We start from the raw sequence: 23,169 nt of genomic DNA on the forward strand, positions 1-23,169 counted from the left end.
TCCCCATGTGGCTCTCGCTGCTCGAACGTCAAGGCACCACCGTAGGTTGGGACGAGCTCGTGACGGGCTACGATTTCGGCCTGCTCAGCCCGCTGGAGATCCAGGACTGGCTCCTGGCCCACGGCCCCCTGGGCCCCATGGCCCTGGCCGCCCTGGAGGCCCGGGAGCTCTTCGAGGCCGCGCTGTGGGAGGCCAGCCGCGAGGCCACGGGCAAGGTGCCCAGGCCCGGCGGCCGCCGCTGGGCCGCGGCCCAGGACCGCTGGCGCGTGGCCCTGCTGCGCGACGTCATGGAGGCCCCCCTCACCGCCGAGGCGCTGGCGGTGGCGGTGGAGACCATCTACGAGAAGGTGGGCTGCCCCGAGGACATGCTGGGCCTCTGGAAGCGCGGCTGCCCCTGGGAGAAGAAGCCTCCCGTGGCGGACCGCTCCGCCATCCTGCGGTTCATCCAGGACCGCAACGGCGTCGGCATCGCCCCGTGAACTACCCCGCCGGCCACCCCGCGCCCGCCCTTCGGCTCCTGGGCGCCCTGGGCGGGGCGGCCCTGGCCAGCGGCGCCATGGGCTGGCGCAGCCGTCCCCAGTGGGCCCTGCACTGCTGGGCCCGCCGGCTCCTGCGCCGCCTGGGGGTGGAGGCCACCCTCGCCGCGCCCGTGCCCGAGGGCGGCCAGCTGTGGGTCTCGAACCACCTCAGCTGGCTGGACCCCGTCGTCTTCCTCAGCCTGCGCCCCAGCGGAGCCCTGGCCAAGGCCGAGGTTGCAGCCTATCCCCTCATCGGTTCCGGGGCCCGCAAGGCGGGCCTGCGCTTCGTGGACCGCGACAGCCTCTTCAGCCGCGCCGCCGCCCTCAAGACGTTGCGCCGGGACCTGCGGGGCGGCCTGCCCTTCCTCCTCTTCCCCGAAGGCACCACCACCGCCGGGGACCTCGCACCCCTGCGCGAAGGCGGCCTGCGCATGGCCTACCGCCTGGGCATCCCGGTGCTGCCGTTCCGCCTGGCGGGCGCCGATCCGCACTACCCCTGGGTGGGCGACGCGACGCTGCTGCCGCACCTGCAGGGCCTGGCCCGGGCCAGGCGCACGCGGATCACGGTGCTGCCGGGGGAGGTCCTGGAGCCCGCCGCCTTTGCCAGCGAGGACGGGTTCGTGGATTCCATCCGCCGCCACCTGAACGGGGATTGTTGCCCTTTCCCCCCTGGACCTGGTCGAGGGCCTGTCGCCCGCGGTTGAGGTGACCCTGGTGGTGGGCAGCCAGGACCGGACGACTCCCCCAAGGCTCAGTGAATCGTTCCAGGCGGCTGCCGTGAAACTCGGCCAGAAGGTGCGGCTGGTCCGTCTGGCGAATCGAGGGCACGACTTCTTTCTGGATCCCCTGGTGCTTGCCGAGTTGAACCGGTTGATCGAGCGTGCACGTCCACCCGGTCATTGACCAGGAAGGCAAAGAACCTGGGCGCGGCCCATATAGCATGGGAGAAGGAGAACCCGCCCATGCAGCCTGACGACCCCAAGCCAGCCACACTCGTTGTGAGGGTCGTCATGGCCATCAGCTTCTGCCACTTCCTCAACGATATGATGCAGTCGCTCATCCCGGCCATGTATCCCATCCTGAAGAGTTCCTTCCAACTGAGTTTTTCCCAGGTGGGGCTCATCGCCCTTACGGGCCAGCTCACGGCCTCCCTGCTGCAACCGGTGGTGGGGCTGGTGACGGACCGCCGGCCCCAGCCCTTCTCCCTGCCGGTGGGGATGGGGTTCACCCTGGGGGGGCTCCTGCTGCTCGCGCGGGCCCCCTCCTTCGGCCTGATCCTGGTGGCGGTGGCCCTCATGGGGATGGGTTCCGCGGTCCTGCACCCGGAGTCCAGCCGGGTGGCGCGCATGGCTTCGGGCGGGCGGCACGGCCTGGCCCAGAGCCTCTTCCAGGTCGGCGGCAACGCCGGCGGCGCCCTGGGGCCCCTGCTGGCAGCCTTCTTCATCCTTCCACGGGGCCGGACCAGCATCGCCTGGTTCGCCCTGGCGGCCCTCCTGGCCATGGGGGTGCTCCTCAAGGTGGGAGGCTGGTACCGCCGCAGGGCCCAGGGGCACCTGGCATCGGCCGGGTCCCATCCCCCTTCCCCGCTGGGCCGGCGCAAGGTGGCGGCCTCCCTGGCCATCCTCATGGCCCTCATCTTCTCCAAGTACTTCTATCTGGCCAGCCTCACCAGCTACTACACCTTCTATCTCATGAGCCGCTTCCATGTTTCGGTGCAGAACGCGCAGATCCATCTCTTCGTGTTCCTGGGCGCCGTGGCCGCGGGCACCGTGGCGGGGGGGCCCGTGGGGGACCGCATCGGCCGCAAATACGTGATCTGGGTGTCCATCCTGGGCATCCTGCCCTTCACTCTCCTGCTGCCGCGGGCGAACCTCTTCTGGACCGGGGTGCTTTCGGTGGTCATCGGGCTGGTGCTGGCCTCGGCCTTCTCGGCCATCCTCGTCTACGCCCAGGAACTGGTGCCGGGGCGGGTGGGGACCATCTCGGGACTCTTTTTCGGATTCGCCTTCGGCATGGGCGGCATCGGCGCGGCCCTGCTGGGGCGCCTGGCGGATCTCACGGATATCTTCTTCGTGTACAAGGTCTGTTCCTTCCTGCCACTCATCGGTCTCCTGGCCTGGTTCCTGCCCGACCTCGAAAAGCGCTCCATGGCGGCGCACCGGGGTGTTCCGGCCGAGCCCGAGGCTGTCGCCGGGAACTGACCGGGACCGATTCAAGCGACTGCCCTGCCGCAGGTGCGGGGGATGGACAGGCTCCTATGAGAATGTTCAACGGCGAGCGACGTGGCCCAGATCAGGTCGTCCGGCTGGGCGGGGTCCTGCCGCCCGCGGCGGCTTCCAGGTCCCGCAGCGGCTGCAGCCCGGGATCCCTGCGCGCCACCCCCGCCATCAGCTTTTTCGCGGCCGCCCGCAGCGCCGCGGCCCGGGCCGGAAGCAGGTCCGCCCCCAGCAGCTGGCCCCGGGCCAGGGCCAGGTCCGTTTCCCACCCGGGGAACCGGTTCAGGGTCCGGGCCCGCTCCAGCCGCGCCAGGGCCGAGGAGAGGGCCGGTTCCGGCGAGGTGTGCTGGGATGCGAGCCAACGGGCTTCCACCAGGGCGAGGAGGCCCGCCTGGAGGGGGTTGTCGTAGAACGTCGGATCCTGGGCCTCGCCCTTCACACAGGCGGCCTCCCCCTCCCGCACGAAGGGCATGGGGTTCCGGCCCGCCTTCAGCTCCTGCTCGGCCATCACCCGCGCCGCCAGGGCGCAGGTGCCGTACCCGAGGCTGGCCTTGGGGTCCAGGAGCACCGTGCGGCGGGCGAAGTCCAGGGCACGGGCCAGGGTCGGGCCCGAAGGCCGCCCGGTCTCCAGCTCCCACTGGCCGAGCCGTGCCGTGTAATAGGCTGCGTTGTTCAGGAGTGGCTGGTCCCGGGGGTTGATGGCCATGGCCTTCCCGAAGGCTTCCAGGGACCGGCTGAACCAGGGGCCGGGGTCACGCCCGTGATCCAGGAGATACTCGGCCTCGGCTCCCGCCAGGCCGCCCACCCAGTCGTGGTTGCTGGCCAGGCCCGGCTGCAGTTCCACCAGCTTCGCACCCAGGGCGAGGCCCGCCTCCACCGTGGCCCGGGGGTCCCTGCCCTTGCGCCGGGCGTCGTCGGCGGCCACGAAGCAGAGCAGGATGTGGCCGCGCAGGACCGTGGTGTTGCCCGGCTCCAGGTCGGCGGCCCGCTGGAAGTGGGCCGAGGCGCCCTGGATCCAGGGGTCCGGATCGCCCCCGTGGTACCGGATGTACTCGGCGTTGGAGCGCTGGAGGGCCGCCATCACGATCAGGGGGCCCGTGCCGGGATCGGTCAGCGCCGCCCTGCGGGCGGCCTCCAGGGCCTTGCCGTTGGCCTCCATGGGCGACTGCCCCCGGTGCCGGAGGGCCTCGGCCCAGGTGCTCCAGATCTGCGCCAGCACGAGCTGGGTGCCGGAGGCGGTGGGGTCGCAGACCAGGGCCTGGTCCACCCGGGCCAGGGCCTCGTCCAGACGGGACCGGTCCAGGGTTCCGGTGCGCTGGTGGGCAAGCTTCAGTGCCAGCACGCAGCGGCGCGCCTCCGCCAGGTAGAGTTCCCGATGGCTCCGGGCGATGGTCAGGGCGGTTCCGAAGGCGTCCGCCGCATGCGCCGCGGCCGCGGCCGCCTCCTGCGCGAGTCCGCGCTGGAAGGCCGTCTCGGCCTCGTCCAGGGCGGCGTCGCCCATGAGCTTGTGCGCTTCGAACAAGGCCGGGTCCGCGTCCAGGGCCTCCCGGGCCAGGCGCGCCGCATCCCCGTTGCGCCCTTCATAATAGGCGAGCAGGCCCTTCAGGTAGGGTTCGTCCCCGGCCAGGCGGATGTACTCCAGGGCCGGATCCCGGAATTTCCGCTCCAGCTCCAGCCTCAAGGCCGTGCGGGCGTCCCCGATGGGCTCGCGCTCGGCCTCTTCCAGGCCCCGGCGGTAGAGCTCCCCCAAGGCGGACCCCAGCGCCTGCGCCACCTGCGGCCCGCGGGCACCCAGCTGCCAGGCGCGCAGCAGTTCGCGCCGGGCCTCCGGGTATTCGCCCAGCACCAGGTGACCCCGCCCCAGGGCATAGGCGCCCGGCGCCTCCGCCAGACCCGGCTGGGCGGCCATTTCGGCCCGGATGGCCCCCATGGCCCGCCTCACCCGGGCCAGGTCCCGGCCGAGGTCATGGCAGGGGAGGAGATGGGCCAGGCGCAGGGACCACTCCAGGTCCTTCACCTGCTCCCCGAACCGGCGGGCCAGCTCCGTCTGGGCCCGGGCCCTGAGGGTGGTGCGCACGTTCCAGGCGGAGGCGGTCGCACCCAGCAACGCGGCCAGGGCGAGGACGAGGGTGGCCACCTTGTGCTTGCGGGCCTTCTTGCCCACCAGGTAGAACAGCGAGGGCGCCCGGGCCAGGATGGGCTCGCCCTGGCTGAACCGGCCCAGGTCCTCGGCCAGGAGGCGGGCGCTGGCGTACCGCCGGTCCGGTTCCTTCTCCAGGCACTTGTGCACGATGACGGCCAGGTCCTGCGGCAGGTCCGGCACCAGCGTCCGCAGGCCGGGCGCCTCGTCCCCGGACAGGGCGACCAGGGTCTGGGCGGCGCTGGGTCCCCGGAAGGGGGGACGGTTGGCAAGCAGGAAGAAGAAGGTGGCGCCCAAGGCGTAGACGTCGGCCCGGGCGTCGATGCGCCCGGAGACGCCCATGGCCTGCTCCGGAGCCATGTACGCCGGGGTGCCCAGCACCTGCTCATCGATGGTGAGGGACCCGCCCTCCTGTTCCCGGGCCAGCCCGAAGTCCATCAGGAAGGGCGTCACGCCTTCGGGGCGGTCCTCCAGCATGATATTGGAAGGCTTGATATCCCGGTGGATGAGCCCGGCCTGGTGGGCGGCCTCCAGTGCGCCTGCGGCCAGGGTGATGATCCGGACCTTGTCGCGGAGGTCCAGGCCCGGCCCCCGCTGGGCCAGGTTGCCGCCTTCGACGTACTGCATGGCGATGAAGGGGACCCCCTCGAAGTGGCCCACTTCGTAGACCTTGCAGATGTTCGGGTGGTCCACCCGCGCCTGGGCCCGGGCTTCCTGCTCGAAGCGGGCCAGGATCTGGGGATCCTGGTTCCTGACCAGTTTGAGGGCCACGATCCGGTGGAGGGAGGCGTCGTAGGCCTGGTAGACCCGCCCCATGCCGCCCTCCCCCAGCAGCGGGCCCAGGACGAAGCGCCCCACCTGGCGCCCCGGTTGATCTTCGGCCTGTCCAAGCCACTCGGGCAGGGTCAGGGGGCGTTCCGCCACGGTATCCGCGAGGGTGGGTTCGTCATGGGAGGACTGCGGAGGAAGTCCGGCACCGGTCCACGCCAACGTCGGTTCCAGCCATCCAGGCGAGGAGCTCTTCGGCTTGTCCGCACTTCCCATTCAGGCATCCCAACGATGCCTTCAGTCTACCTTGGATTTTCCGTCCGCCCGGGCCAGGCTCCCGGGATACTCCGGGAGCTGGACGATCTGCTCGATCTTCCCGGTCATGGGGAGGGTGGCGGCGGCCTTGGCGTCGCCGTTGCATCCGGCCACCAGGTCCTGGTACCTTCCGACCTGCCGCGAACGGGCCAAAGAATCCCGCCCCGGACGGAGCGGGATCCGGCCGGAGTGCGGTTCCTAGAAGGTGTACCCGGCCACCAGGGCCACCATCGGCATGCTGTATTTGAAGGAGCCGACGCTGTTGCCGACCGTGATGTCCGCCTTGAAGGTCGAGGCGCGGTAGGTCAGTTCCACGCTCCAGTGCGAATTGAACTGGTAGCCGGCGTAGAGGCCGTAGGCCAGGGCATCCGAAGAACGGCCATGCTTGTAGTAGCCTCCCCCGAGCAGGGGCAGTTCCAGCTCCACGTGGCTGGAACCGAAGGCCAGGCCGCCGCCCGCATAGAAGCCTTTGCCGGTCGTCCCGTCGACGTAGTAGAGGTAGTCCGCCCCCAACGTTCCAAGCGTGGAGGTCACCTCGGCCCGCGGCCCGTTGACCACCTTCCCGACCGGAGTGTTGAACGAGCTGGGGGTGCCCTTGGCGGAGGTGCCGTCCAGCCGTGCGCGGAGGGCGTGGCCGCCGCCCAGGTCCCAGCGGCCGAAGAGGACCAGCTGGGCTCCGGTGTTGCCGTCCGTGAGGAGCTTCATGTCCCCTTGGGGGAAGGCGGGCCCGAGTTGCACGCCGCCGGTGAAGTCCGCGGCGGAAAGGGAGGTGGCACCGAGGATGAGGGTCGAAAGGACGAGCGACTTCATGACGTTGGCTCCAGGGCGGCCGGGATTGGCCGGGATGGCACCCTGAAGATAATAAATTAATAATTTAATGTCAAGCGGCATATCAATAGTTGCCAAGTGATATTGCAGATACCACTCGCCAGTGCAGGCCGTTTTCAATTAATCATTTAATAATTGACCCTAGTCGACGGTAAAGGAGTCCATGAACACCCGGAGCCTGGGATCGTCCGCACGCTCCACGGTGGCCTGGGCGTGGTGCAGGCGGCCCCGCTTGAGGATCACGATGCCCTCAACCCGGGCCGTGGGGTTGGCCTGGGCCCGGTACTGGAAACCCGGGCCGCGGTCCGGCGGCAGATCCGTGCGCTCGATGGCGCCGCCCAGGCGCTTGGCCAGGAAGCCCTGGTAGGTGGCGAGCGCGGCGGGGATGGTGTCCCCGCCCTGGGTGCCGGGGGGGAGGTTGCCCACGTCCACCCGGAAGTTCAGGTCCATGCGGCCGGGGGGCGTGTAGGCGAAGCTGTGCCACTGGATGATGCCGAAGGGCGTGTCCTCCGGGTAGATGGCCATCCGGGGTTCGCCGGGGAAGGTGGCGTGGACCCGCAGGTTCGGCTGGTCGAAGGCGTAGGGCTTGTCCCGGACGCAGCCCAGGAGAAGAACCGCGCAGACCAGGGGCAGGACCGTCCGGGCATTCACAATCCCGGCCCTCAGCGGCTGTAGCGCCGGAGCATCCGCATGTTCCGCCGGTAGGCCGCGCCCCGGGTGAAGTTGATGGCGACGGGCTTGGGAAAGCGGGTGATCGAACTGGCGAGGCTGATGAAGGTGCGGACGGTCTGGGCGGCCACGCGGCCTTGGCGGGCGGCGTTGTCGTAGTAGACCATCAGGGCGCTGCGCATGATGGACTTCGGGAGGTTGAAGAGGCCGTAGGATTCCAGGACATCGTGGTTGATGCGGCGCGTGCCGTCGTTCTCCGTGACGATCAGGTCTTCCGGCTTGATCTCCTGTCGCATTCCTGAATCTCCTACCCTGGTATCGGCTGGGCTTGCGTTCAACCTAAGCGTAATTCGCCCAGGCTTCAATAAGAATTAATACCTACTGCGGATGATCCAGGAAGGTGAGGTCGGGGTTCTTCTCCTTGGTGGTGCGGCGCTGCCAGTCGTTCTCGAAGAGGATGGCGGGGTTGCCGTCGGCATCCTCGACCAGCTCCCCCCAGAACCGGCTGGGCTCGGGCCAGCCGCCCTGGAGCCACCGGGCCATCTGGAAGCTGCGGGGCTCCATGATCACCGGGCAGGCGTACTCGGTCTTGAGGCGGTGCTGGAGCACGTCGAACTGCAGGCGGCCCACGGCGCCCAGGATGGGCAGGGGCGCGCCGCCCCGGGGCCAGAACACCTGCACCACGCCCTCCTCGGCAATCTGCTGCACGCCCTTCAGGAAGCCCTTGCGGGCCCCGGGATCCGCCAGGCGAACGGAGACGAACTGCTCGGGGGAAAAGCGCGGCACGGCGTGGAACTCCACGGGGCCCGCGGCGCTCAGCACGTCCCCGATGCGGAACATGCCGGGGTTGATCAGACCCAGGATGTCCCCGGGGAAGGCCTCGTCCACGATGACCCGCTCGCGGCCGAAGAACATGTGGGGGTAGTTGAGCTTGATGCTCTTGGCGCCGCGCACGTGGAGGGCGTCCATGCCCCGCTCGAAGCGGCCCGAGACGATGCGGGCGAAGGCCACCCGGTCCCGGTGGGCCTTGTTCATGTTGGCCTGCACCTTGAAGACGAAGGCCGTGAAGGGGGCGTCCACCGGCACTTCGCCGCCGTCCATGAGGGGGCGGGCGTGGGGCGCCGGGGCCATGGCGAGGAACTCCTCCAGGAATTCGGCCACGCCGAAGTTGTTCAGGGCGCTGCCGAAGAAGAGCGGCGACTGCCGCCCGGCGAGGAATTCCTCCATGTCGAAGGGGGGCAGCACGTGGTCCATGAGGTCCACGTCGTCGCGCAGCTGCTGGAGCTCGGCGGGGGTGAGCAGGGCCTTGATCTCGGGGTCGTCCAGGCCCCCTTCCCCGGCCACGCGGGCCTTGCGGCCGGCCTTGGTCCGCTCGAACACCTGGATCTGGCCGGTGGCGCGCACATAGACGCCCTTGAAGTCCGTGCCCGAACCGATGGGCCAGGTCATGGGCACGGCGTGCAGGCCGAAGAGCTCCTCCACCTCGTCGATGAGTTCCACCGGCTCCCGCCCGGGGCGGTCCAGCTTGTTCACGAAGGTGAAAATCGGCAGGGCCCGCTCACGGGCCACGCGGAAGAGCTTCTTGGTCTGCTCTTCCACGCCCTTGGCGCAGTCCAGGAGCATCACGACGCTGTCGGCTGCGGTCAGGGCGCGGTAGGTGTCCTCGCTGAAGTCCTGGTGGCCGGGGGTGTCCAGGAGGTTGATGACGTGGTCCTGGTACTCGAACTGCATGGCGGCGGAGGTGACGGAGATGCCGCGCTCCTGCTCGATCTCCATCCAGTCGCTCTGGGCGTGGCCCGCCCCTTCGCGGCCCTTGACGCTGCCGGCTCGGTCGATGGCGCCGCTGTAGAGCAGGAGTTTTTCCGTGAGGGTGGTCTTGCCCGCGTCGGGGTGGCTGATGATGGCGAAGGTGCGTCGGCGCTTGATTTCTTCGTTCAGATGCATGGGTTCCGTCACAAAAAGGGAGCGGCGCCGGGTTGGCGGCGGCCGCTCACCTTCATTCTACCCGCGATGACCTGCCTGGAATCGGCAGGTGCGCCTTGCTTTTTTGAAATTCATGCCATACTTCCATACTGTCAAACAGTCTTGGGCCACAAGGATTGCGCATGGTAATTACCGACATGGAAATCCGTGATTATCGGCCCGGAACCCGCGCGGCGGTCTGGGAGATCCAGGAATTCCGCGGCCGGGCGGGCCTGGAGCGGCTGGAGGGGGACTGGCGCCGCATCTGGGCAGGCCTGCCGCTGCGCACCAGTTTCATGTCCTTCGAGGCCTGCGCGGCCCACGTGGACCACATCATGGGGGACCCGGACCAGCTCCGGTGCCTCGCACTGGGCGACGGCCGGGAGGTGCGGGGCATCTGCCTGCTGGAACCGCGGATGGACATGCGCCTGGGCATGCCGGTGCCGACGTGGGGCGTGCTCTGGCTCAAGCACAGCCACCAGGCCGATGTGCTCTGCACCGACGACGAGGCGCGCCGGCGCTTCCTCCCGGCCCTGGCGGCCCATGTCCGGCGGGAGCCGGAGGGCCGGCCCCTGCTGGTCATGGGTCCGCTGCCGTCCGGATCCCCCTTCTGGGAGGGCCTGCGCAGCCTGGGTCCCCCCTGCCTGGATCCCAAGGAGAGCGTGCGATTCATGGACTGCGGCAGCCCCTACGGAGATCTGCTGGCGGGCCTGTCCGGAAATTTCCGCCACAACCTGAACACCGCCCGGAAGCGGCTGGCAGGCCTTGCCGACGTCCACTTCGTCATCGCCCGCGAACCGCGGGAGCTGGAGCGGGAATTCAGCACCTTCCTGGAGGTGGAGGCCTCCAGTTGGAAAGGCGCCGCCGGAACCGCCGTGAAGTTCCGCCGCAGGCAGCCCGCCTTCTTCGCGGCCCTGGCCGGAACGCTGCGGGGGGAGACCGACCGGTTCGAAATCCACGCGCTGTACGCCGAAGGACGCTGCCTGGCCTCGATCCTGGGCACCCGGACGGGGGCGGTCTTCTCGGCCCTCAAGACCGCCTACGATCCCGCCTTCGCCCGGGTTTCCTCCGGGCAGGTGCTCCTCGCGCGCGTCATCGAGCTCTGCTGCGCGGACCCTGGGATCCAGCGCCTCGACCTGGTGAGCGATGCGCCGTGGCTGCGCGGGTGGCGCACGGAGCAGGTGACGCTGCAACTGGCGTACGTGGGCACCGGAGGCTGGCGGGGCCGGCTGCTCACCGCCCTGCTCAAGCTGCGGTTCGGCCCGGTGCGCAGGTTGGCGCGCTGGCTGCGGGAACGGAAGGCGCTCAGCCGAATTCCGCTGTGAGCAGGTCGCGAACCTTCCCCCGCTCGCCCCGTTCCACATCCACCAGCTCCAGGTCCGCGATGGCCTCCAGGCGCTCCCGCCGGTCCAGGAAGCGGGACGGGTTCCGGGGATCCCGTCCTTCGCGGTAGGTGCTGGGCCGGAAGTCGGCCACGGGGTCGCCCACCCGCAAGCCGCCCAGGTGGTCCTTCCGCACGAAGAAGGCGTTCAGGCCCGCCTTGTTGGACCCCACGAAGGCGTAGCCCTTGCTTTCCGCCAGCAGGCACAGGGCCCGAAGCGAGGCCCCCCAGTAGGCGTGGCTGCCGTCCCAGACGCGGCCGGCGTCGTAGGGCACGGTCACGGCGCGGTGGGCGCCGAAGAGGTTGTTGTATTCGCACACCACGATGACCGGGGCCACCACGTCGATGGCCTCCCAGACCCAGTAGTCGTTCCCGTCGATGTCCACGCTGAGCAGGCCGATCGGCCCTTCCAGCCCCCCTCCGCGGATGAGGTCGTTGATGTTCTCCCTGGAGATCCAGGCGGCGACGGGGTTCAGGGTGTGCCGGGGGAACAGGGGACTGGCCCTGATGCGTTCCACATTCCGGGGCGAGCCGTCGATGACCAGGCCCGACCAGCCGTCGTTCTGCATGAGGAAGCGGGTGTTGCTCTGCTGGTAGTCCTCCACCCCGAATTCCACGAAGGTCCGCTCGCGCACGCCCGTCTTGGCCACCAGGAACTGGAGGATGCCGTCCTCCCCCCACTGGGAGAAGCACCTGAACTCGGCGTCCTGGATGTTGGCGTCCACGGGAAGCGCCACGACCATCCGGGCCGCCGTGTTCCCCTGGAGGGCGAGCTGCTGCTCCGACGTGATCCACATGGCTTCCACCATGTTCCGGACGCTCCGGGCGGAACGGTAGCCGCGCGCCTTCAGGAAGTGGCGCATCCTGCGTTCGCATTCCTTCACCCAACCCATGCCGACTCCTGTAGTAACGGTTATCGCAAGCTTGCGGGGCCGACCGGAATTTGCCAACATTTATCTTCACCCCGATTCTTGAGGAATCCATGGAAATCCGGCGCGCCGCCAAGGCGGACCTTCCCTCCATCACGGCCCTGGCGGCCGGTTTCAGGGACCACCTCGGCCGGTCCGGACCCAGCGACGCCCAGTTCGCCGAGAGCATCGCCCGGCTCCTGGATTCGGAGGACGCGGAGTTCTGCCTCGCCCAGGAAGGGCAGGTCCCGGTCGGCTACGTCCTGCTTCGGTACCGCCATTCCATGTGGGCCGGAGGCACCGAAGCCACCCTCGAGGACCTGTTCGTGGACCCCGGTGCCCGCAGGGCCGGGGCCGGCAGGGCCCTGGTGGAAGCCGCCCTGGGCATGGCCCGCGAGCGGTCCTGCGCCTCGGTGTGCCTGGACACGAACGAGAACAACGCCGCCTCCACGGCCATCTACGCGAAACTCGGGTTCAACGCCTTCTCGAAGCGCTGGAACGGCAGGCAGGTCTTCTACCGGTTGAATTTCTAGAAGCCCGGCTTCGTCATCGCACGTGTCCCGGATCTCCAGCCCGGTTCGTTGACGCAGGCAAGCTGCGTCAACGGCAAGCTCTCGCCTTGGGATTCCGCGAAAGTGTTGGCACACTCCGGCTTCGACGAACGTTTTGGACCAACATGGAAGGGCGGCTCCCCGGGTGGGCCTAGGGCCCTTCGATACGCTTCAAGGGTTGCGGGGTGGAAGACGGGTCGCGCCGACGCTGGCAAGCAAAGGGCTTTCGCCAGTTCCCATTCCGCGGTCCGGCCAGGGTCCAGGCCGAGTGGATCCCGGTCCGCACCGCCCATGACCTCCCGCAATGGGCCCGGGCCTTTGCCTCGGGAACCACGGTTCCATGGGAGGCCTGGTTGAGCCGATCAGCGTCGGCGCTCCCCCCTCTTCCTGCCATGACCCACTCGCAGCGCGCCCCGGAGGCAATAGGCACGTCGGCAGGGCCCCCTGACCCCATGCCCTGGACCGACAGCGAAGCCGGCAAGCGGAACCCGGCCCCCCGTCTCCTTCGGAATCCAACGAGGCCGGCTTGTCCGGCCGAGTACCCGGGGCGAAGATCCGGGACACGTGCGATTCCATTGCCGGGCCCCTAGTGTAGGCCGCCAGAAATACCTGTAACGCCAATACAGCTCGTCGCATCCAGGCGGCAGGTGAGAACTTTGGCGCAAGTGGGGCGAGTTGATCTAACTGTGGAGCAATTCAGACGCCTTGAGGAAATGGCGCGGAGCCGGACCTTGCCTGCGCGCAGCGTCCTGCGGGCCAAGATTGTTCTTCATCGAGCTTCTGGCGAGTCCTTTCGTGACATCGGCCAGGCTTTGGGCTGTGATCATCGGACTGCTTGGCAATGCCTCAAGCGATGGGAGGAAGCGGGCTTCGATGGCCTCGAGAGGGAACGCCCAGGTCGAGGCCGGAAGTCTTGGGTGATTGCTTTGAAGGGGCAAGAGGTGCTCCATAAGACGACGCAGGAACAGCCCGTCAATGCCACGCACTGGAGCCGGGCCTCCATGGCGCAGGCCACCGGGGTGAGCGAGAGCACGGTGGGACGCATTTGGCGCCAGAATGGCCTCAAGCCGCACCGCACCGTTGGTTTCAAGTTAAGCAACGATCCTCATTTCGAAGAGAAGTTGGTGGACATCGTGGCCCTGTATCTGGACCCTCCGGAGCATGCCATCGTGCTGAGCGTAGATGAGAAGAGCCAGATTCAGGCCCTGGACCGGACTCAGCCTGGCCTACCGATGAAGAAGGGTCGCTGCGGCACCATGACGCACGACTACAAGCGCAATGGAACGACCACCCTCTTTGCGGCCATGAACACGCTGGATGGTACGGTGATCTCGGCCACGATGCCACGTCATCGCCATGAGGAGTGGCTGAAGTTCCTCAAGCGGCTTGAGCGGGGTACGTCGAAGCGACTCGCTCTGCACATCATTTGCGACAACTACGCCACCCACAAACATCCGGCGGTCAAAAGCTGGTTGAAAGGCCATTCGAGGGTCCACGTTCACTTCACCCCCAGCAGTTCATCGTGGTTGAACATGGTGGAGCGATTTTTCCGGGACATCACGGAGAACCGCATCCGAAGGGGTATTTTCAGATCCGTCCCGGAACTCGAAGCAGCGATCCACACCTATATCGCGAGACACAATGCCGCTCCGAAACCATTTGTTTGGACCGCGTCCGCGAACGATATCCTCGCCAAGGTGACACGAGCACGGCAGGCCCTCGCGGCCATTCGGACGGCCTCTGCCAAGGGTTGACGGCGAACCTGCCTTTTTCTTTTCCTCGGTATCCTCGGCCTCCTCGGCGCCTCGGCGATGGCTTTCTCAAGTATCAGTCGGAGCAAAGATTACATGCGCCGAAGCACCCGTCGAAAAGCCCATCGCCGAGGCGCCGAGGAGGCCGAGGATACCGAGGAAAGAATTCTGGCCTGAACGTCCCGGCGTGATTGAGCGCACTCCTGACCCGAAGGAGGAAGTCATGGGTCGGCATTGGGGCGAAGATTGGGGCGACAACTATCCCCATCGAGATATCACCGAAGCCATCATCCTCGCTGCCATCAGGGTGCAGATAGTTCTGGGGCCTGGACTCCTGGAAAATGCCTACAAGGCTTGCCTCGCCCATGAACTCAGGTTGGCCGGACACGAGGCCCTACGCGAGGTTCACCTCGACATCACCTACAAGGAATTGTGCGTCGAGAATGCCTACATCATGGATATCGTGGTGGACCACAAGGTGGTCGTCGAGGCGAAGGCCATTGCGAAGTTTTCGGATGCCGACTTCGCCCAACTGAATAGCTGCCTCCACTTTGCAAATTTCGAAGTGGGCCTGCTGATCAATTTTCATAACTGGCCCCTCAAGGACGGGGGCATCAAGCGACTCGTCAACACCAAGCCCTGAACTGGACCCGAGGCGAAGGGGGGGGACAAGGTGTTACCTGTTCTTCTGGCGGCCTACACTAGGAGCCTGTCTACGTAATGGGAGGCCCCGCGACGGCGCCCAGAAGCGTGATTATCGAGCGCAAGGCCCGCAGGAGGATTAGGTCAATCCTTCAAGGGACTTGCACACGATAAGCGCGCTTCTGGGCGCCGCCCTTCGGGTGATGGCAGCGGGGCCAGCAACTCTGCGTCAGGCTCGTCAACCGCAGTCCCGCTGCGGCTTTCCTCGCCTTCCTTGATTTGCTAGCCCCGGTGCCATCATCGCGGGGCCTCCTATTGCGTAGACAGGCTCCTAGTACTCCGTCGCGTAGTCCCCGGCCTTGACGTTTCTCTGGAACGGCAGGAACGGCGCGGCGCCGCAGGTCTGGGCGATCCATTCGGCCACCCGGATGCCGTCCACGGCGGCCGAGGTGATGCCCCCGGCGAAGCCGGCGCCTTCGCCGCAGGGGTAGAGACCCGGGTGGCTCACGCTCTGGCCGTCCTCGCCCCGGATCATCTGCACCGGGCTGCTGGTGCGGCTCTCGATGGCCAGCAGCAGGGCCTGGCGGCTGGCGAAGCCGTGGATCTTCTTGTCGAAGTCGGGGATGGCGCCCCGCAGCTGCTCCTGGACGAAGTCCGGCAGGCAGGTGCCGACGTCGGCGGGCACGGCGAAGGGGCGGAAGCTGGTGGGGGGCAGGTTTCCCGAGGCCCGGCCCTTGAGGAAGTCCTGGACGCTCGTGGCGGGCGCGCCGTAGGTCTCGCCCGCGGCGCGGAAGGCGGCCTGCTCCCACTTGCGCTGGAAGTACATGCCGGCCAGCAGGTGGTCCGAGCCGAAGTCGGCGGTGTTCACCTTGGCCACCAGGCCCGAGTTGGCGAAGCCCGAGTCGCGCCGGGCGTTGCTCATGCCGTTGACCACCACGCCGCCGGGCTCCGAGGCGCACTGGATCACCTCGCCGCCGGGGCACATGCAGAAGGAATAGGCCGCCCGGGCGGGGCCGAAGTTGCACACCACCTTGTAGTCGGCCGGCGCCAGGCTGGGGTGGCCCTTGGAGGGGCCGTACTGGGACTGGTCGATGAGCACCTGGGGATGCTCGACCCGCACCCCCATGGCGAAGGCCTTCTGGCGCATGGCCACGCCGTGGCGGTGGAGCATCTCGAAGGTGTCCCGGGCGCTGTGGCCGGGGGCCAGGACGATGGCCTCGCAGGCGATCTCCTCCCCGCTGTCCAGCACCGCCGCGGCCACGGCCCCGTCCCGGAAGCGGATGTCCGCGAGCCGGGCGCGGAACCGGTACCGCGCGCCCCGGGCCTCGGCCTCCTTGCGGATGAGCACCGAGCACTTGCGGATGACGTCGGTGCCCACGTGGGGGCGGGCCAGGTAGAGCACTTTAGGGTTGGCTCCGAACTTCACGAATGTCTCGATTACGAAACGGATCGCGGGGTGCCCGATGCGGGTGGTGAGCTTGCCGTCCGAGAAGGTGCCCGCGCCGCCCTCCCCGAACTGGGCGTTGGCGTTGGGGTCCAGCACGGCCTCGTTCCAGAGGCCGGCCACGGCCCGCACGCGCTCGCTCATGGGCGCGCCCCGCTCCAGCACGACGGGCTCGATGCCGTAGTCCAGGAGCCGCAGCGCGCAGAAGGTCCCGGCGGGGCCACTGCCCACCACCACCACCCTCGGCCTTCGCTCCACGGGGGGCACGGCCCAGGCCACGGGCCGGGGCGCGGCGTCGAGCTGGGCGCCCCTGGGCAGGGACAGGTCCGCGAGGTCGCGCCCGGTATCGAAGGCCAGGGCCGCCAGGAACCGGATGGAGCCCTTGTGGCGGGCGTCGAGGCTCAGGCGCTCCAGCACGGGCTCCAGGTAGTCCGCGGGCCGGCCCCCGAGGAGGGCGGCCAGGGTCTCCTGGAGGGGGTTCTTCTCCTCGCCGAGCGCCAGGGGGAGGTTCGAGATGAGGTATCGCATGGCGCTCCTCGGCGTAGGGGATTCTTCGGAATCAAGGCCGGAACGAGGATTATACGATCCGGGGCCCCGGCGTCATAATGAAGTTCAACCCGTTGACGGCGAGGCCCATGACCCGATCCTTCGATCCCTATGCCCTGCTCCGGCCCCTGATCTTCAGGATGAACCCGGAACTGGCCCACCATGCGGCCTTCACCCTGGGCGGACTCGCCCAGCGGATCCCCGGGGTCCTGGGGCTCACCCGCTCCCTGTGCGGACAGCCGGACCCGGGCCTGGCCCGGGAGGTGTTCGGACTGCGGTTCCCCTCACCCGTGGGCCTGGCCGCCGGCCTGGACAAGGGGGCCGAGCTGCTGCCCCTGTGGAAGGCCCTGGGCTTCGGCTTCGTGGAGATCGGCACCGTGACCCCCCGGGCCCAGGCGGGCAACCCCAAGCCGCGGGTCTTCCGGTTTCCCGAGGAGAACCTCATCCTCAACCGCATGGGCTTCAACTCCGAGGGCGTGGAGGTGGTGGCCCGCAGGCTCCGGCACCGGCCCCCGGGCCTCGTGGTGGGCGGCAACATCGGCAAGAACAAGGAGACCCCCGAGGAGGAGGCGCTGCTGGACTATGCCGCCGCCTTCCGCGCCATCGCGCCCCTGGTGGACTACGTGGCCCTGAACATCTCCTCCCCCAACACTCCGGGCCTGCGGCGGCTGCAGGCCCCCGAGCAGCTCAAGCCCCTCCTGGAGGGCGTGCTGGCCCTGCGCAGGGAGCTGGGGCTGGAGAACCAGCCGCTGCTGGTCAAGCTGGCGCCCGACCTGGACGCGCAGGAACTGGACGCCACGGTGGACGTCATCGTGGCCAGCGGCGTCACCGGGCTCATCGCCACCAACACCACCCTGGACCGCAACATCGTCTCGGAGATGAACCGCGCCAAGGTCGAGGCGCTGGGCATGGGCGGACTTTCCGGACGCGGCCTCAAGATCAAGGCCCGGGAAGTGCACCGCCAGGTGCTGAGCCGCATCCCGTCCCGGATCAAGCTCATGGCCTGCGGCGGCATCGGCAGCGGCGAGGACGCGGCCGTGGCCCTGCAGGACGGCGCGGCCCTGGTGCAGATCTACTCGTCGCTGATCTTCGAAGGACCCCTCCTGGTGGGGCGAATGAACCGGGATCTCGCGGAGCGCACGTACTACTCCGGGTGAGAGGAGGACGGCCATGAAGTCCTACGAATACGCCAGACTCGGACTGGAGAACCTGGCCCTGGTGGAGCGGCCCGAGCCCCTGCCGGGTCCGGGGGAGGCGCAGGTGCGGTTCCATGCCGCGTCGCTCAACTTCCGGGACCTGCTCTTCGGCCAGGGTTCCTACAACCCCAACCCGCGCCTGCCGGCCATTCCCGGCTCCGACGGGGCCGGGGAGGTCACGGCCGTGGGCGAGGGCGTCACCCGCTGGAAGGTGGGCGACCGGGTGTGCCCGGCCTTCATGCAGGACTGGGTGGACGGTCCCCTGACGCCGGCCCTGCAGCGCTCCGCCCTGGGCGCCGGGGACCGGGACGGGGTGCTTCGGGAATTCGGCGTCTTCCCCGAGCAGGGGCTCTCGCCCATCCCGGAGCACCTCTCCTTCGAGGAGGCGGCCACCCTGCCCTGCGCGGCGCTGACGGCCTGGAACGCGCTTGTGGAGATCGGCGGCATCAAGGCCGGCGACACCATCCTCACCCTGGGCACCGGCGGCGTCTCGCTCTTCGCGCTCCAGCTTGCCAAGCTGCACGGCGCGCGGGTGATCGCAACCTCCGGCAGCGACGCCAAGCTCGAGACGGCCCGGGCCCTGGGGGCCGACGCGACCATCAACTACGTGGCCACGCCGGACTGGGACAAGGAGGTCCTGCGCCTCACCGGCAAGCGCGGCGTGGATCACGTGGTGGAGGTGGGCGGCGCGGGCACCCTGGCCCGGTCCCTCAACGCCACCCGCATGGGCGGCCTGGTCACGGTGATCGGCGTGCTGGCCCAGGGCGGCGGCCTGGACCCGGTGAAGATCCTCATGAAAGGGCTGCGGCTCCAGGGGGTCTTCGTGGGCTCCAGGCGCATGTTCGAGGACATGTCCCGGGCCATCGCCCTCGCGCGCCTGAAGCCGGTCATCGACCGCACCTTCGCCTTCGCGGAGGTGCCCGGGGCCCTGGCCCGCATGAAGAGCGGGGCCCACACGGGGAAGATCGTGATCCGGATGGTGTGATACCCTCCCTCATGAATCCTCCGAGACTGACGCTTTTCCATCCGACCTTCGCGGCCCGCGGTGGAGCCGAGCTTCTGGCCCTGGACGAGGGCGAGTACCTGACCCGCCGCGGCGTGCGGGTGGACATCGTCACCTACGCCCACGATCCGGCCCTCTGGGGGGAGCGCCTGGAGCGAATGCCCGTGCGGGTCGCGCCCTGGCGGCCCTGGACCGACGTGTTCAGGGCCTGGACCCGGGCTTCCCGCCTGCGCATCCAGGGCCGGTCCGCCGTGCCGATGCTGGCGGAGGCCGACGTGGTGGTGGCCCACAACGCCCCCGCCAGCTCCATCCTGGGCGGCGCGCCGATCCGGGGCCGGAAGATCTGGCAGTGCAACGAGCCGCCCCGGAGCCTGCACCTGCGGGAGGCCAACCCGAACCTGGCCGCCCGGGCCGATGCCGTCCCGAAGGCCCCCGAGTGGGCCACGGAGGACTTCCGGGACGCCCTGCGCCGCCACGACGAGGCCCTGGCGCGCAAGGCCACCTTCTTCCTCCGCCGCGGCCTCGACCTGGAGGGCGTGGCGGGCCTGGACCACATCTACGCCATCAGCGCCTTCAGCCGGGACGGCGCGCGGCGCATCTACGGGCGCTGCCAGGAGGAGCCGGTCTTCCCCATCGTGCGGTTCCCGGAGGGCGGCTCCCGCCGCGCGGGCCTTTCCCGCTCGGGCCTGAACGTGCTCACCCACTCCCGCCTGGAGGCCGCCAAGAACATCGACACCGTGATCCGGGGCTTCGCCGCCTACCATGCCGGATCCCCGGGCAGCCGCCTCCACGTGGTGGGCGAGGGCCCCGTGCGGGCCCGTCTGGAGCAGTTGGCCGCCGAACTGCTGCCCGCGGACGCCTTCCTGTTCCACGGATACCTGCCGGCCGATGACCTGCGCCGGGTGTACGAGGCCTGCGACGTCTTCGCCCTGCTTTCCCTGGACGAACCCTTCGGCATGGTCTACCCCGAAGCCGCCGCCCGGGGCCTGCTGCTCATCGGTTCCGACCACGGGGGACCCTGCGAGATCCTCGAGGGGGGGGACCTGGGCTGGGTGTGCGACCCCTTCTCGCCCGGGGCGCTGGCGGAGGCGCTGGGGGCGGTGGCGGCCCTGGGCGACGGGGAGGTTGACCGGAGGAGGCAGCGGACGGACGACGCCTGCCGGGGCCGGTTCTCGGCGGAGGCGGCGGGGGCGGTCCTGGTTCGGGCCCTGAAGTTGAATTAATTAAACATCATAATACGATTCAAATTTGAAGCAGCACTTGCATGCCCATTAAAAAACAATATTTTATTTATATCTTTTCGGAGTGCCCATGTCCCGGCTCACCCTTTGCCGCCCCCGTTCCTGGAACCTTCCGCAACGGCTCACTCCGGCCCTTCTGGCCGTCCTGGCCGTCGTCCTCCTGGCTTGCGGCGGCGGGGGAGGCGGCACCCGGGGCGGAGGGGGGAGCGCCTCCCCGATTCCGGAGATCACCGGGAGCCTGCCGGCCGCAGCCACCCCCGGGGTCGCCATCACCCTCACGGGGGTGAACCTCGCGACCGTCGCCGGGGTGACGTTCACCCCCTCCATCGCCGCCCCCTTCACGGTGGACTCGGACACCCAGGTCACCACCACGGTGCCCCCGGGGGCCCAGACGGGCCCGATCACCGTCACCACCCGTGGGGGCCTGGCGGCCACGATCCCCTTCACCGTCGCCCAGCCCCTGCCTGAGCCCGTCCTGGATGCCTTCGCCCCGGACCGCGGCCGGGCCCGGAGCCAGGTGACGCTCGCGGGCTCCGGCTTCACGGGCGCCACCGGCGTCACCCTGGGAGGGGTTGCGGCCACCTGGTTCTCCGTCGCCTCGGATACGCAGCTCCTCGTGGCCGTCCCGGAAGGGGCCGCCAGCGGCAGGATCGCGGTCGCGACGCGGTGGGGAACCGCGACGTCCGCCACGGATTTCACCTTCGACCCTGCGACGCCCGACCCCCCCGCGATCACGAGCCTCGCGCCCCTGTCCGGCCCCGTGAACACGGTGGTGCGGCTTTTCGGCAACAACCTGCTCGGCGTGACGAAGGCCGAACTCACCGGCATCAGCCTCCCCTTCACTCTCCTCGGCGATACGGAACTGATGTTCGCGATTTCCTTCGGGGCCGCCACCGGCCCCGTCACCCTCACCGGCGCCGCGGGCGCCGCCGCCACGTCCCTCCCCTTCACCGTCACGCCCGGGCCCGCCGCCGGCCCCTCCTTCCTGGACTTCACCCCCCGTTCGGCCCGGCCCGGCCAGACGATCACGATCACCGGCACCGGCCTCGCCTCGATCCTGAAGGCGACCGTCGGGGGCCAGATGGTCACCTCCGGTCCCCTGAACGACAACAGCCTGATCCTCTTTCTTCCGGAAAGCGTCCCGGTTTCCGGTCCGATCGTCCTTGCCTGGGCGGGCGGCACCGTCACCCACCCCGTTCCCTTGGCGGTCGATACGCCCCCGCCCTCCATCACCGCCTTCGATCCGCCCTCGGGACCGGAAGGCACGCCCGTGTGGATCCAGGGAACCGGGCTTGCCGCACCCACGGACATTCGATTCGGTTCCACCCGGGCGACCTCCCTCATCTATTCAAGTCCTTCCACCATCAAGGTCCTGGTGCCCAAAGGGGCGACCCGGGGCCCGGTCACGGTGACCACCGCCGCCGGGCGGGTCCAGTCCATCCAGAGCTTCACGGTGACGGCCGGGACCAGCACCGCGGACACCCGGATCGCGGGGCTGTACGTCACCCAGGCCACCCAGCGCCTGGACCGGTCCGTGCCCCTGGTGGCGGGCCGCAAGGGCCGGGTGCGGGTCTTCCTGGAGGCCGGTTCCCCCAACCGGCAGAGCCCCTCGGTGCGGGTGACCCTGGCGGACGCCGGCGGCGCCACCCTGGTGACCCGGGATATCGCCGCCCCCAGGGCGGGCGTGCCCACCCGCCTGGACGACACCCTCGAGGGCCAATCCTGGGATTTCGATCTTGACGGCGCCTTCATTCAGCCCGGCACGACCATCCAGGCCCGGATCCTCGGAGCCTCGGACCTCGCCTCCGGCAACGACGTTTATCCCGCCGGAGGCGCGCCCCTGCCCTTGAATGTGGTGGAGGTGCCTCCCATCGGGATCACCCTCATTCCGGTCCGGCAGGGCGGCACCACCGGGCGCGTCACCGACGCCACCCGGACCCTGGATTCCTGGCTGACCGAGGTGCGCCGGATCTGGCCGCTCAAGGATATCGATCTGGTGCAGGCGCCGGTCATGAACTGGTCCGAGACCGTCACCGAGGACGGCATGACCTGGGCCCGGCTCCGGAATGCCATCGAGGTGCAGCGGCTGGCCGCGAACCCGAGGAGCCTGCGGTACCACTATGGCGTGATCGACCGCGGCTCGGCCCCGGGGATCGCCGGCCTGAGCCAGGTGCCGCAGGGCCCCACCAACCTCGCGAGGTCCGCCGTGGGTTGGGATGGCGAGGGCACCCCGAACAGGGAAACCTACTCCAGCGTCTTCGCCCATGAACTGGGGCACAACCTCCGGAGGGCCCACAGCCCCTGCGGCGGGGCCTCCGGCCCCGACCCGTCGTATCCCTACCCGGACGCGGAACTGGGCGCCACCGGCTTCGATCCCGCCTCGGGCAGGATCCTCCATCCCGCAATGTTCAAGGACATCATGAGCTACTGCAGTCCCCAATGGGTCAGCGACCATGTCTACAAGGATGTGCTCGCCAACCGGGCCTGGGAGCTCGCCACCCCGTCGCCGCACGTGGCCACGCAGGGCATGGTGGTCTGGGGCACCATCCACAACGGCGAAATCGCCGTGGAGCCCGCCTTCCAGACGGCGGACGTCTCGGGCCCGCCCGTCCCCGGCGACTGCACCCTCCTGCTGCGGGACGCCTCGGGCGCCATCCTCCAGGAGGTCCCGTTCGAGACCCGGGAGGAGGCCGATCTGCCCCAGGGCCAGCAGGTGCGGTCCTTCGCCTTCACCCTGGCCCTGAGCCCTGAGGTCCAGGCCGCGCTGGCCGGCATGGAGGTCGTCGACGGCTCCCAGGCCGCCCTGGGCGCGGTGGCCCGGGCCTCCCGCCGCTATGCTTCGCCCACCGGCCTCGCCCTGCCCCGGGACCCCGTGGCCACCGCATGGGGTCCGGGCACGGTGCACCTGAGCTGGGACGCCGCCACCCATCCCATGGTCATGGTGACCGATCCCGCAAGCGGCGCCGTCATCGGCATGGTCGAGGGCGGCTCCGCCGACCTGCTCACCGACGCCACGGAACTGGACCTGAACCTCTCCGCCGGGGTGCGCAGCGTGCGGATGCGGGTGAAGGTCACGCCCTAGAGAACCAT

19 protein-coding genes are annotated in these 23,169 nt (G+C 69.1%); 11 read left to right on the forward strand and 8 right to left on the reverse strand.

Features of this window, described 5'->3' with window-relative positions:
* The first annotated feature begins 5 nt into the window (after positions 1-5).
* The 3 genes from RAH40_RS03285 to RAH40_RS03295 all read left to right on the forward strand — a co-directional run bounded on the left by RAH40_RS03285 (position 6) and on the right by RAH40_RS03295 (position 2,719).
* The gene (locus RAH40_RS03285; RefSeq protein WP_306600650.1) at positions 6-479 is read left to right on the forward strand and encodes a hypothetical protein; all 474 of its coding nucleotides are present in this window, start codon (positions 6-8) and stop codon (positions 477-479) included.
* Positions 476-1,222, forward strand: a complete 747-nt coding sequence (locus RAH40_RS03290) for a lysophospholipid acyltransferase family protein (RefSeq protein ID WP_306600651.1) — start codon at positions 476-478, stop codon at positions 1,220-1,222. Before RAH40_RS03285 ends, RAH40_RS03290 begins: the two co-directional genes overlap by 4 nt.
* 258 nt (positions 1,223-1,480) lie before the next feature.
* Positions 1,481-2,719, forward strand: coding sequence for an MFS transporter (locus RAH40_RS03295; RefSeq protein ID WP_306600652.1), 1,239 nt, complete (start codon positions 1,481-1,483; stop codon positions 2,717-2,719).
* Between the two features lie 91 nt (positions 2,720-2,810).
* Here the strand turns inward: RAH40_RS03295 and RAH40_RS03300 are convergent, their stop codons facing one another.
* The 6 genes from RAH40_RS03300 to RAH40_RS03325 form a co-directional block, all read right to left on the reverse strand.
* Entirely contained in the window at positions 2,811-5,864 is a 3,054-nt protein-coding gene (locus tag RAH40_RS03300; RefSeq protein WP_306600653.1) for a serine/threonine-protein kinase, read from the reverse strand.
* Between the two features lie 75 nt (positions 5,865-5,939).
* Positions 5,940-6,110, reverse strand: a complete 171-nt coding sequence (locus tag RAH40_RS03305) for a hypothetical protein (RefSeq protein ID WP_306600654.1) — start codon at positions 6,108-6,110, stop codon at positions 5,940-5,942.
* A gap of 45 nt (positions 6,111-6,155) precedes the next feature.
* A complete protein-coding gene (locus RAH40_RS03310) occupies positions 6,156-6,767 on the reverse strand; it encodes an outer membrane protein (RefSeq protein ID WP_306600655.1) in 612 nt (203 codons plus the stop codon).
* Positions 6,768-6,926: 159 nt separating this feature from the next.
* Positions 6,927-7,436 carry a hypothetical protein gene (locus RAH40_RS03315; protein ID WP_306600656.1) on the reverse strand — a complete coding sequence of 170 codons (510 nt, stop codon included), beginning with the start codon at positions 7,434-7,436 and terminating at the stop codon, positions 6,927-6,929.
* Positions 7,437-7,447: 11 nt separating this feature from the next.
* On the reverse strand, positions 7,448-7,750 hold the full coding sequence (locus tag RAH40_RS03320; protein ID WP_306600657.1) for a hypothetical protein: 303 nt from the start codon (positions 7,748-7,750) through the stop codon (positions 7,448-7,450).
* Between the two features lie 82 nt (positions 7,751-7,832).
* Positions 7,833-9,398, reverse strand: coding sequence for a peptide chain release factor 3 (locus RAH40_RS03325; protein ID WP_306600658.1), 1,566 nt, complete (start codon positions 9,396-9,398; stop codon positions 7,833-7,835).
* Positions 9,399-9,559: 161 nt separating this feature from the next.
* On the opposite strand from RAH40_RS03325, the gene RAH40_RS03330 reads away from it, so the two are divergent.
* Positions 9,560-10,741 carry a GNAT family N-acetyltransferase gene (locus RAH40_RS03330; protein ID WP_306600659.1) on the forward strand — a complete coding sequence of 394 codons (1,182 nt, stop codon included), beginning with the start codon at positions 9,560-9,562 and terminating at the stop codon, positions 10,739-10,741.
* Here the strand turns inward: RAH40_RS03330 and RAH40_RS03335 are convergent.
* Positions 10,722-11,690: a hypothetical protein gene (locus RAH40_RS03335; protein ID WP_306600660.1), complete on the reverse strand. Its 969-nt coding sequence runs from the start codon at positions 11,688-11,690 to the stop codon at positions 10,722-10,724. The two genes, RAH40_RS03330 and RAH40_RS03335, sit on opposite strands and share 20 nt — an antisense overlap.
* Before the next feature lie 89 nt (positions 11,691-11,779).
* Between RAH40_RS03335 and RAH40_RS03340 the strand changes: the two genes are divergently transcribed.
* From RAH40_RS03340 to RAH40_RS03350, 3 genes are all read left to right on the forward strand, one after another.
* On the forward strand, positions 11,780-12,238 hold the full coding sequence (locus RAH40_RS03340) for a GNAT family N-acetyltransferase (RefSeq protein ID WP_306600661.1): 459 nt from the start codon (positions 11,780-11,782) through the stop codon (positions 12,236-12,238).
* Between the two features lie 731 nt (positions 12,239-12,969).
* A complete protein-coding gene (locus RAH40_RS03345; RefSeq protein ID WP_306602277.1) occupies positions 12,970-14,010 on the forward strand; it encodes an IS630 family transposase in 1,041 nt (346 codons plus the stop codon).
* A 220-nt stretch (positions 14,011-14,230) separates the two neighbouring features.
* Positions 14,231-14,650: a GxxExxY protein gene (locus tag RAH40_RS03350; RefSeq protein ID WP_306598196.1), complete on the forward strand. Its 420-nt coding sequence runs from the start codon at positions 14,231-14,233 to the stop codon at positions 14,648-14,650.
* A gap of 330 nt (positions 14,651-14,980) precedes the next feature.
* Here RAH40_RS03350 and RAH40_RS03355 read toward each other — a convergent pair whose 3' ends face one another.
* On the reverse strand, positions 14,981-16,621 hold the full coding sequence (locus tag RAH40_RS03355; RefSeq protein WP_306600662.1) for an NAD(P)/FAD-dependent oxidoreductase: 1,641 nt from the start codon (positions 16,619-16,621) through the stop codon (positions 14,981-14,983).
* A 107-nt stretch (positions 16,622-16,728) separates the two neighbouring features.
* On the opposite strand from RAH40_RS03355, the gene RAH40_RS03360 reads away from it, so the two are divergent.
* The 4 genes from RAH40_RS03360 to RAH40_RS03375 all read left to right on the forward strand — a co-directional run bounded on the left by RAH40_RS03360 (position 16,729) and on the right by RAH40_RS03375 (position 23,161).
* Entirely contained in the window at positions 16,729-17,796 is a 1,068-nt protein-coding gene (locus RAH40_RS03360) for a quinone-dependent dihydroorotate dehydrogenase (RefSeq protein ID WP_306600663.1), read from the forward strand.
* Positions 17,797-17,809: 13 nt separating this feature from the next.
* The gene (locus tag RAH40_RS03365) at positions 17,810-18,820 is read left to right on the forward strand and encodes an NAD(P)-dependent alcohol dehydrogenase (RefSeq protein WP_306600664.1); all 1,011 of its coding nucleotides are present in this window, start codon (positions 17,810-17,812) and stop codon (positions 18,818-18,820) included.
* Positions 18,821-18,831: 11 nt separating this feature from the next.
* Positions 18,832-20,061, forward strand: a complete 1,230-nt coding sequence (locus RAH40_RS03370) for a glycosyltransferase family 4 protein (protein ID WP_306600665.1) — start codon at positions 18,832-18,834, stop codon at positions 20,059-20,061.
* Positions 20,062-20,149: 88 nt separating this feature from the next.
* Positions 20,150-23,161 carry an IPT/TIG domain-containing protein gene (locus RAH40_RS03375; protein ID WP_306600666.1) on the forward strand — a complete coding sequence of 1,004 codons (3,012 nt, stop codon included), beginning with the start codon at positions 20,150-20,152 and terminating at the stop codon, positions 23,159-23,161.
* The last annotated feature ends 8 nt before the right edge of the window (positions 23,162-23,169 follow it).

Source organism: Geothrix sp. 21YS21S-2 (assembly GCF_030846775.1).
Taxonomy (GTDB): Bacteria; Acidobacteriota; Holophagae; order Holophagales; family Holophagaceae; genus Mesoterricola.

What these genes read in the sequence shown, in the direction of transcription:
- RAH40_RS03285 (WP_306600650.1), top strand. Translation starts at nt 6, where the DNA reads ATGTGGCTCTCGCTGCTCGAACGTCAAGGCACCACCGTAGGTTGGGAC.
- RAH40_RS03295 (WP_306600652.1), top strand. Translation starts at nt 1,481, where the DNA reads ATGCAGCCTGACGACCCCAAGCCAGCCACACTCGTTGTGAGGGTCGTC.
- RAH40_RS03310 (WP_306600655.1), bottom strand. Translation starts at nt 6,767, where the DNA reads ATGAAGTCGCTCGTCCTTTCGACCCTCATCCTCGGTGCCACCTCCCTT.
- RAH40_RS03320 (WP_306600657.1), bottom strand. Translation starts at nt 7,750, where the DNA reads ATGCGACAGGAGATCAAGCCGGAAGACCTGATCGTCACGGAGAACGAC.
- RAH40_RS03325 (WP_306600658.1), bottom strand. Translation starts at nt 9,398, where the DNA reads ATGCATCTGAACGAAGAAATCAAGCGCCGACGCACCTTCGCCATCATC.
- RAH40_RS03330 (WP_306600659.1), top strand. Translation starts at nt 9,560, where the DNA reads ATGGTAATTACCGACATGGAAATCCGTGATTATCGGCCCGGAACCCGC.
- RAH40_RS03335 (WP_306600660.1), bottom strand. Translation starts at nt 11,690, where the DNA reads ATGGGTTGGGTGAAGGAATGCGAACGCAGGATGCGCCACTTCCTGAAG.
- RAH40_RS03340 (WP_306600661.1), top strand. Translation starts at nt 11,780, where the DNA reads ATGGAAATCCGGCGCGCCGCCAAGGCGGACCTTCCCTCCATCACGGCC.
- RAH40_RS03345 (WP_306602277.1), top strand. Translation starts at nt 12,970, where the DNA reads ATGGCGCGGAGCCGGACCTTGCCTGCGCGCAGCGTCCTGCGGGCCAAG.
- RAH40_RS03350 (WP_306598196.1), top strand. Translation starts at nt 14,231, where the DNA reads ATGGGTCGGCATTGGGGCGAAGATTGGGGCGACAACTATCCCCATCGA.
- RAH40_RS03355 (WP_306600662.1), bottom strand. Translation starts at nt 16,621, where the DNA reads ATGCGATACCTCATCTCGAACCTCCCCCTGGCGCTCGGCGAGGAGAAG.
- RAH40_RS03360 (WP_306600663.1), top strand. Translation starts at nt 16,729, where the DNA reads ATGACCCGATCCTTCGATCCCTATGCCCTGCTCCGGCCCCTGATCTTC.
- RAH40_RS03365 (WP_306600664.1), top strand. Translation starts at nt 17,810, where the DNA reads ATGAAGTCCTACGAATACGCCAGACTCGGACTGGAGAACCTGGCCCTG.
- RAH40_RS03370 (WP_306600665.1), top strand. Translation starts at nt 18,832, where the DNA reads ATGAATCCTCCGAGACTGACGCTTTTCCATCCGACCTTCGCGGCCCGC.
- RAH40_RS03375 (WP_306600666.1), top strand. Translation starts at nt 20,150, where the DNA reads ATGTCCCGGCTCACCCTTTGCCGCCCCCGTTCCTGGAACCTTCCGCAA.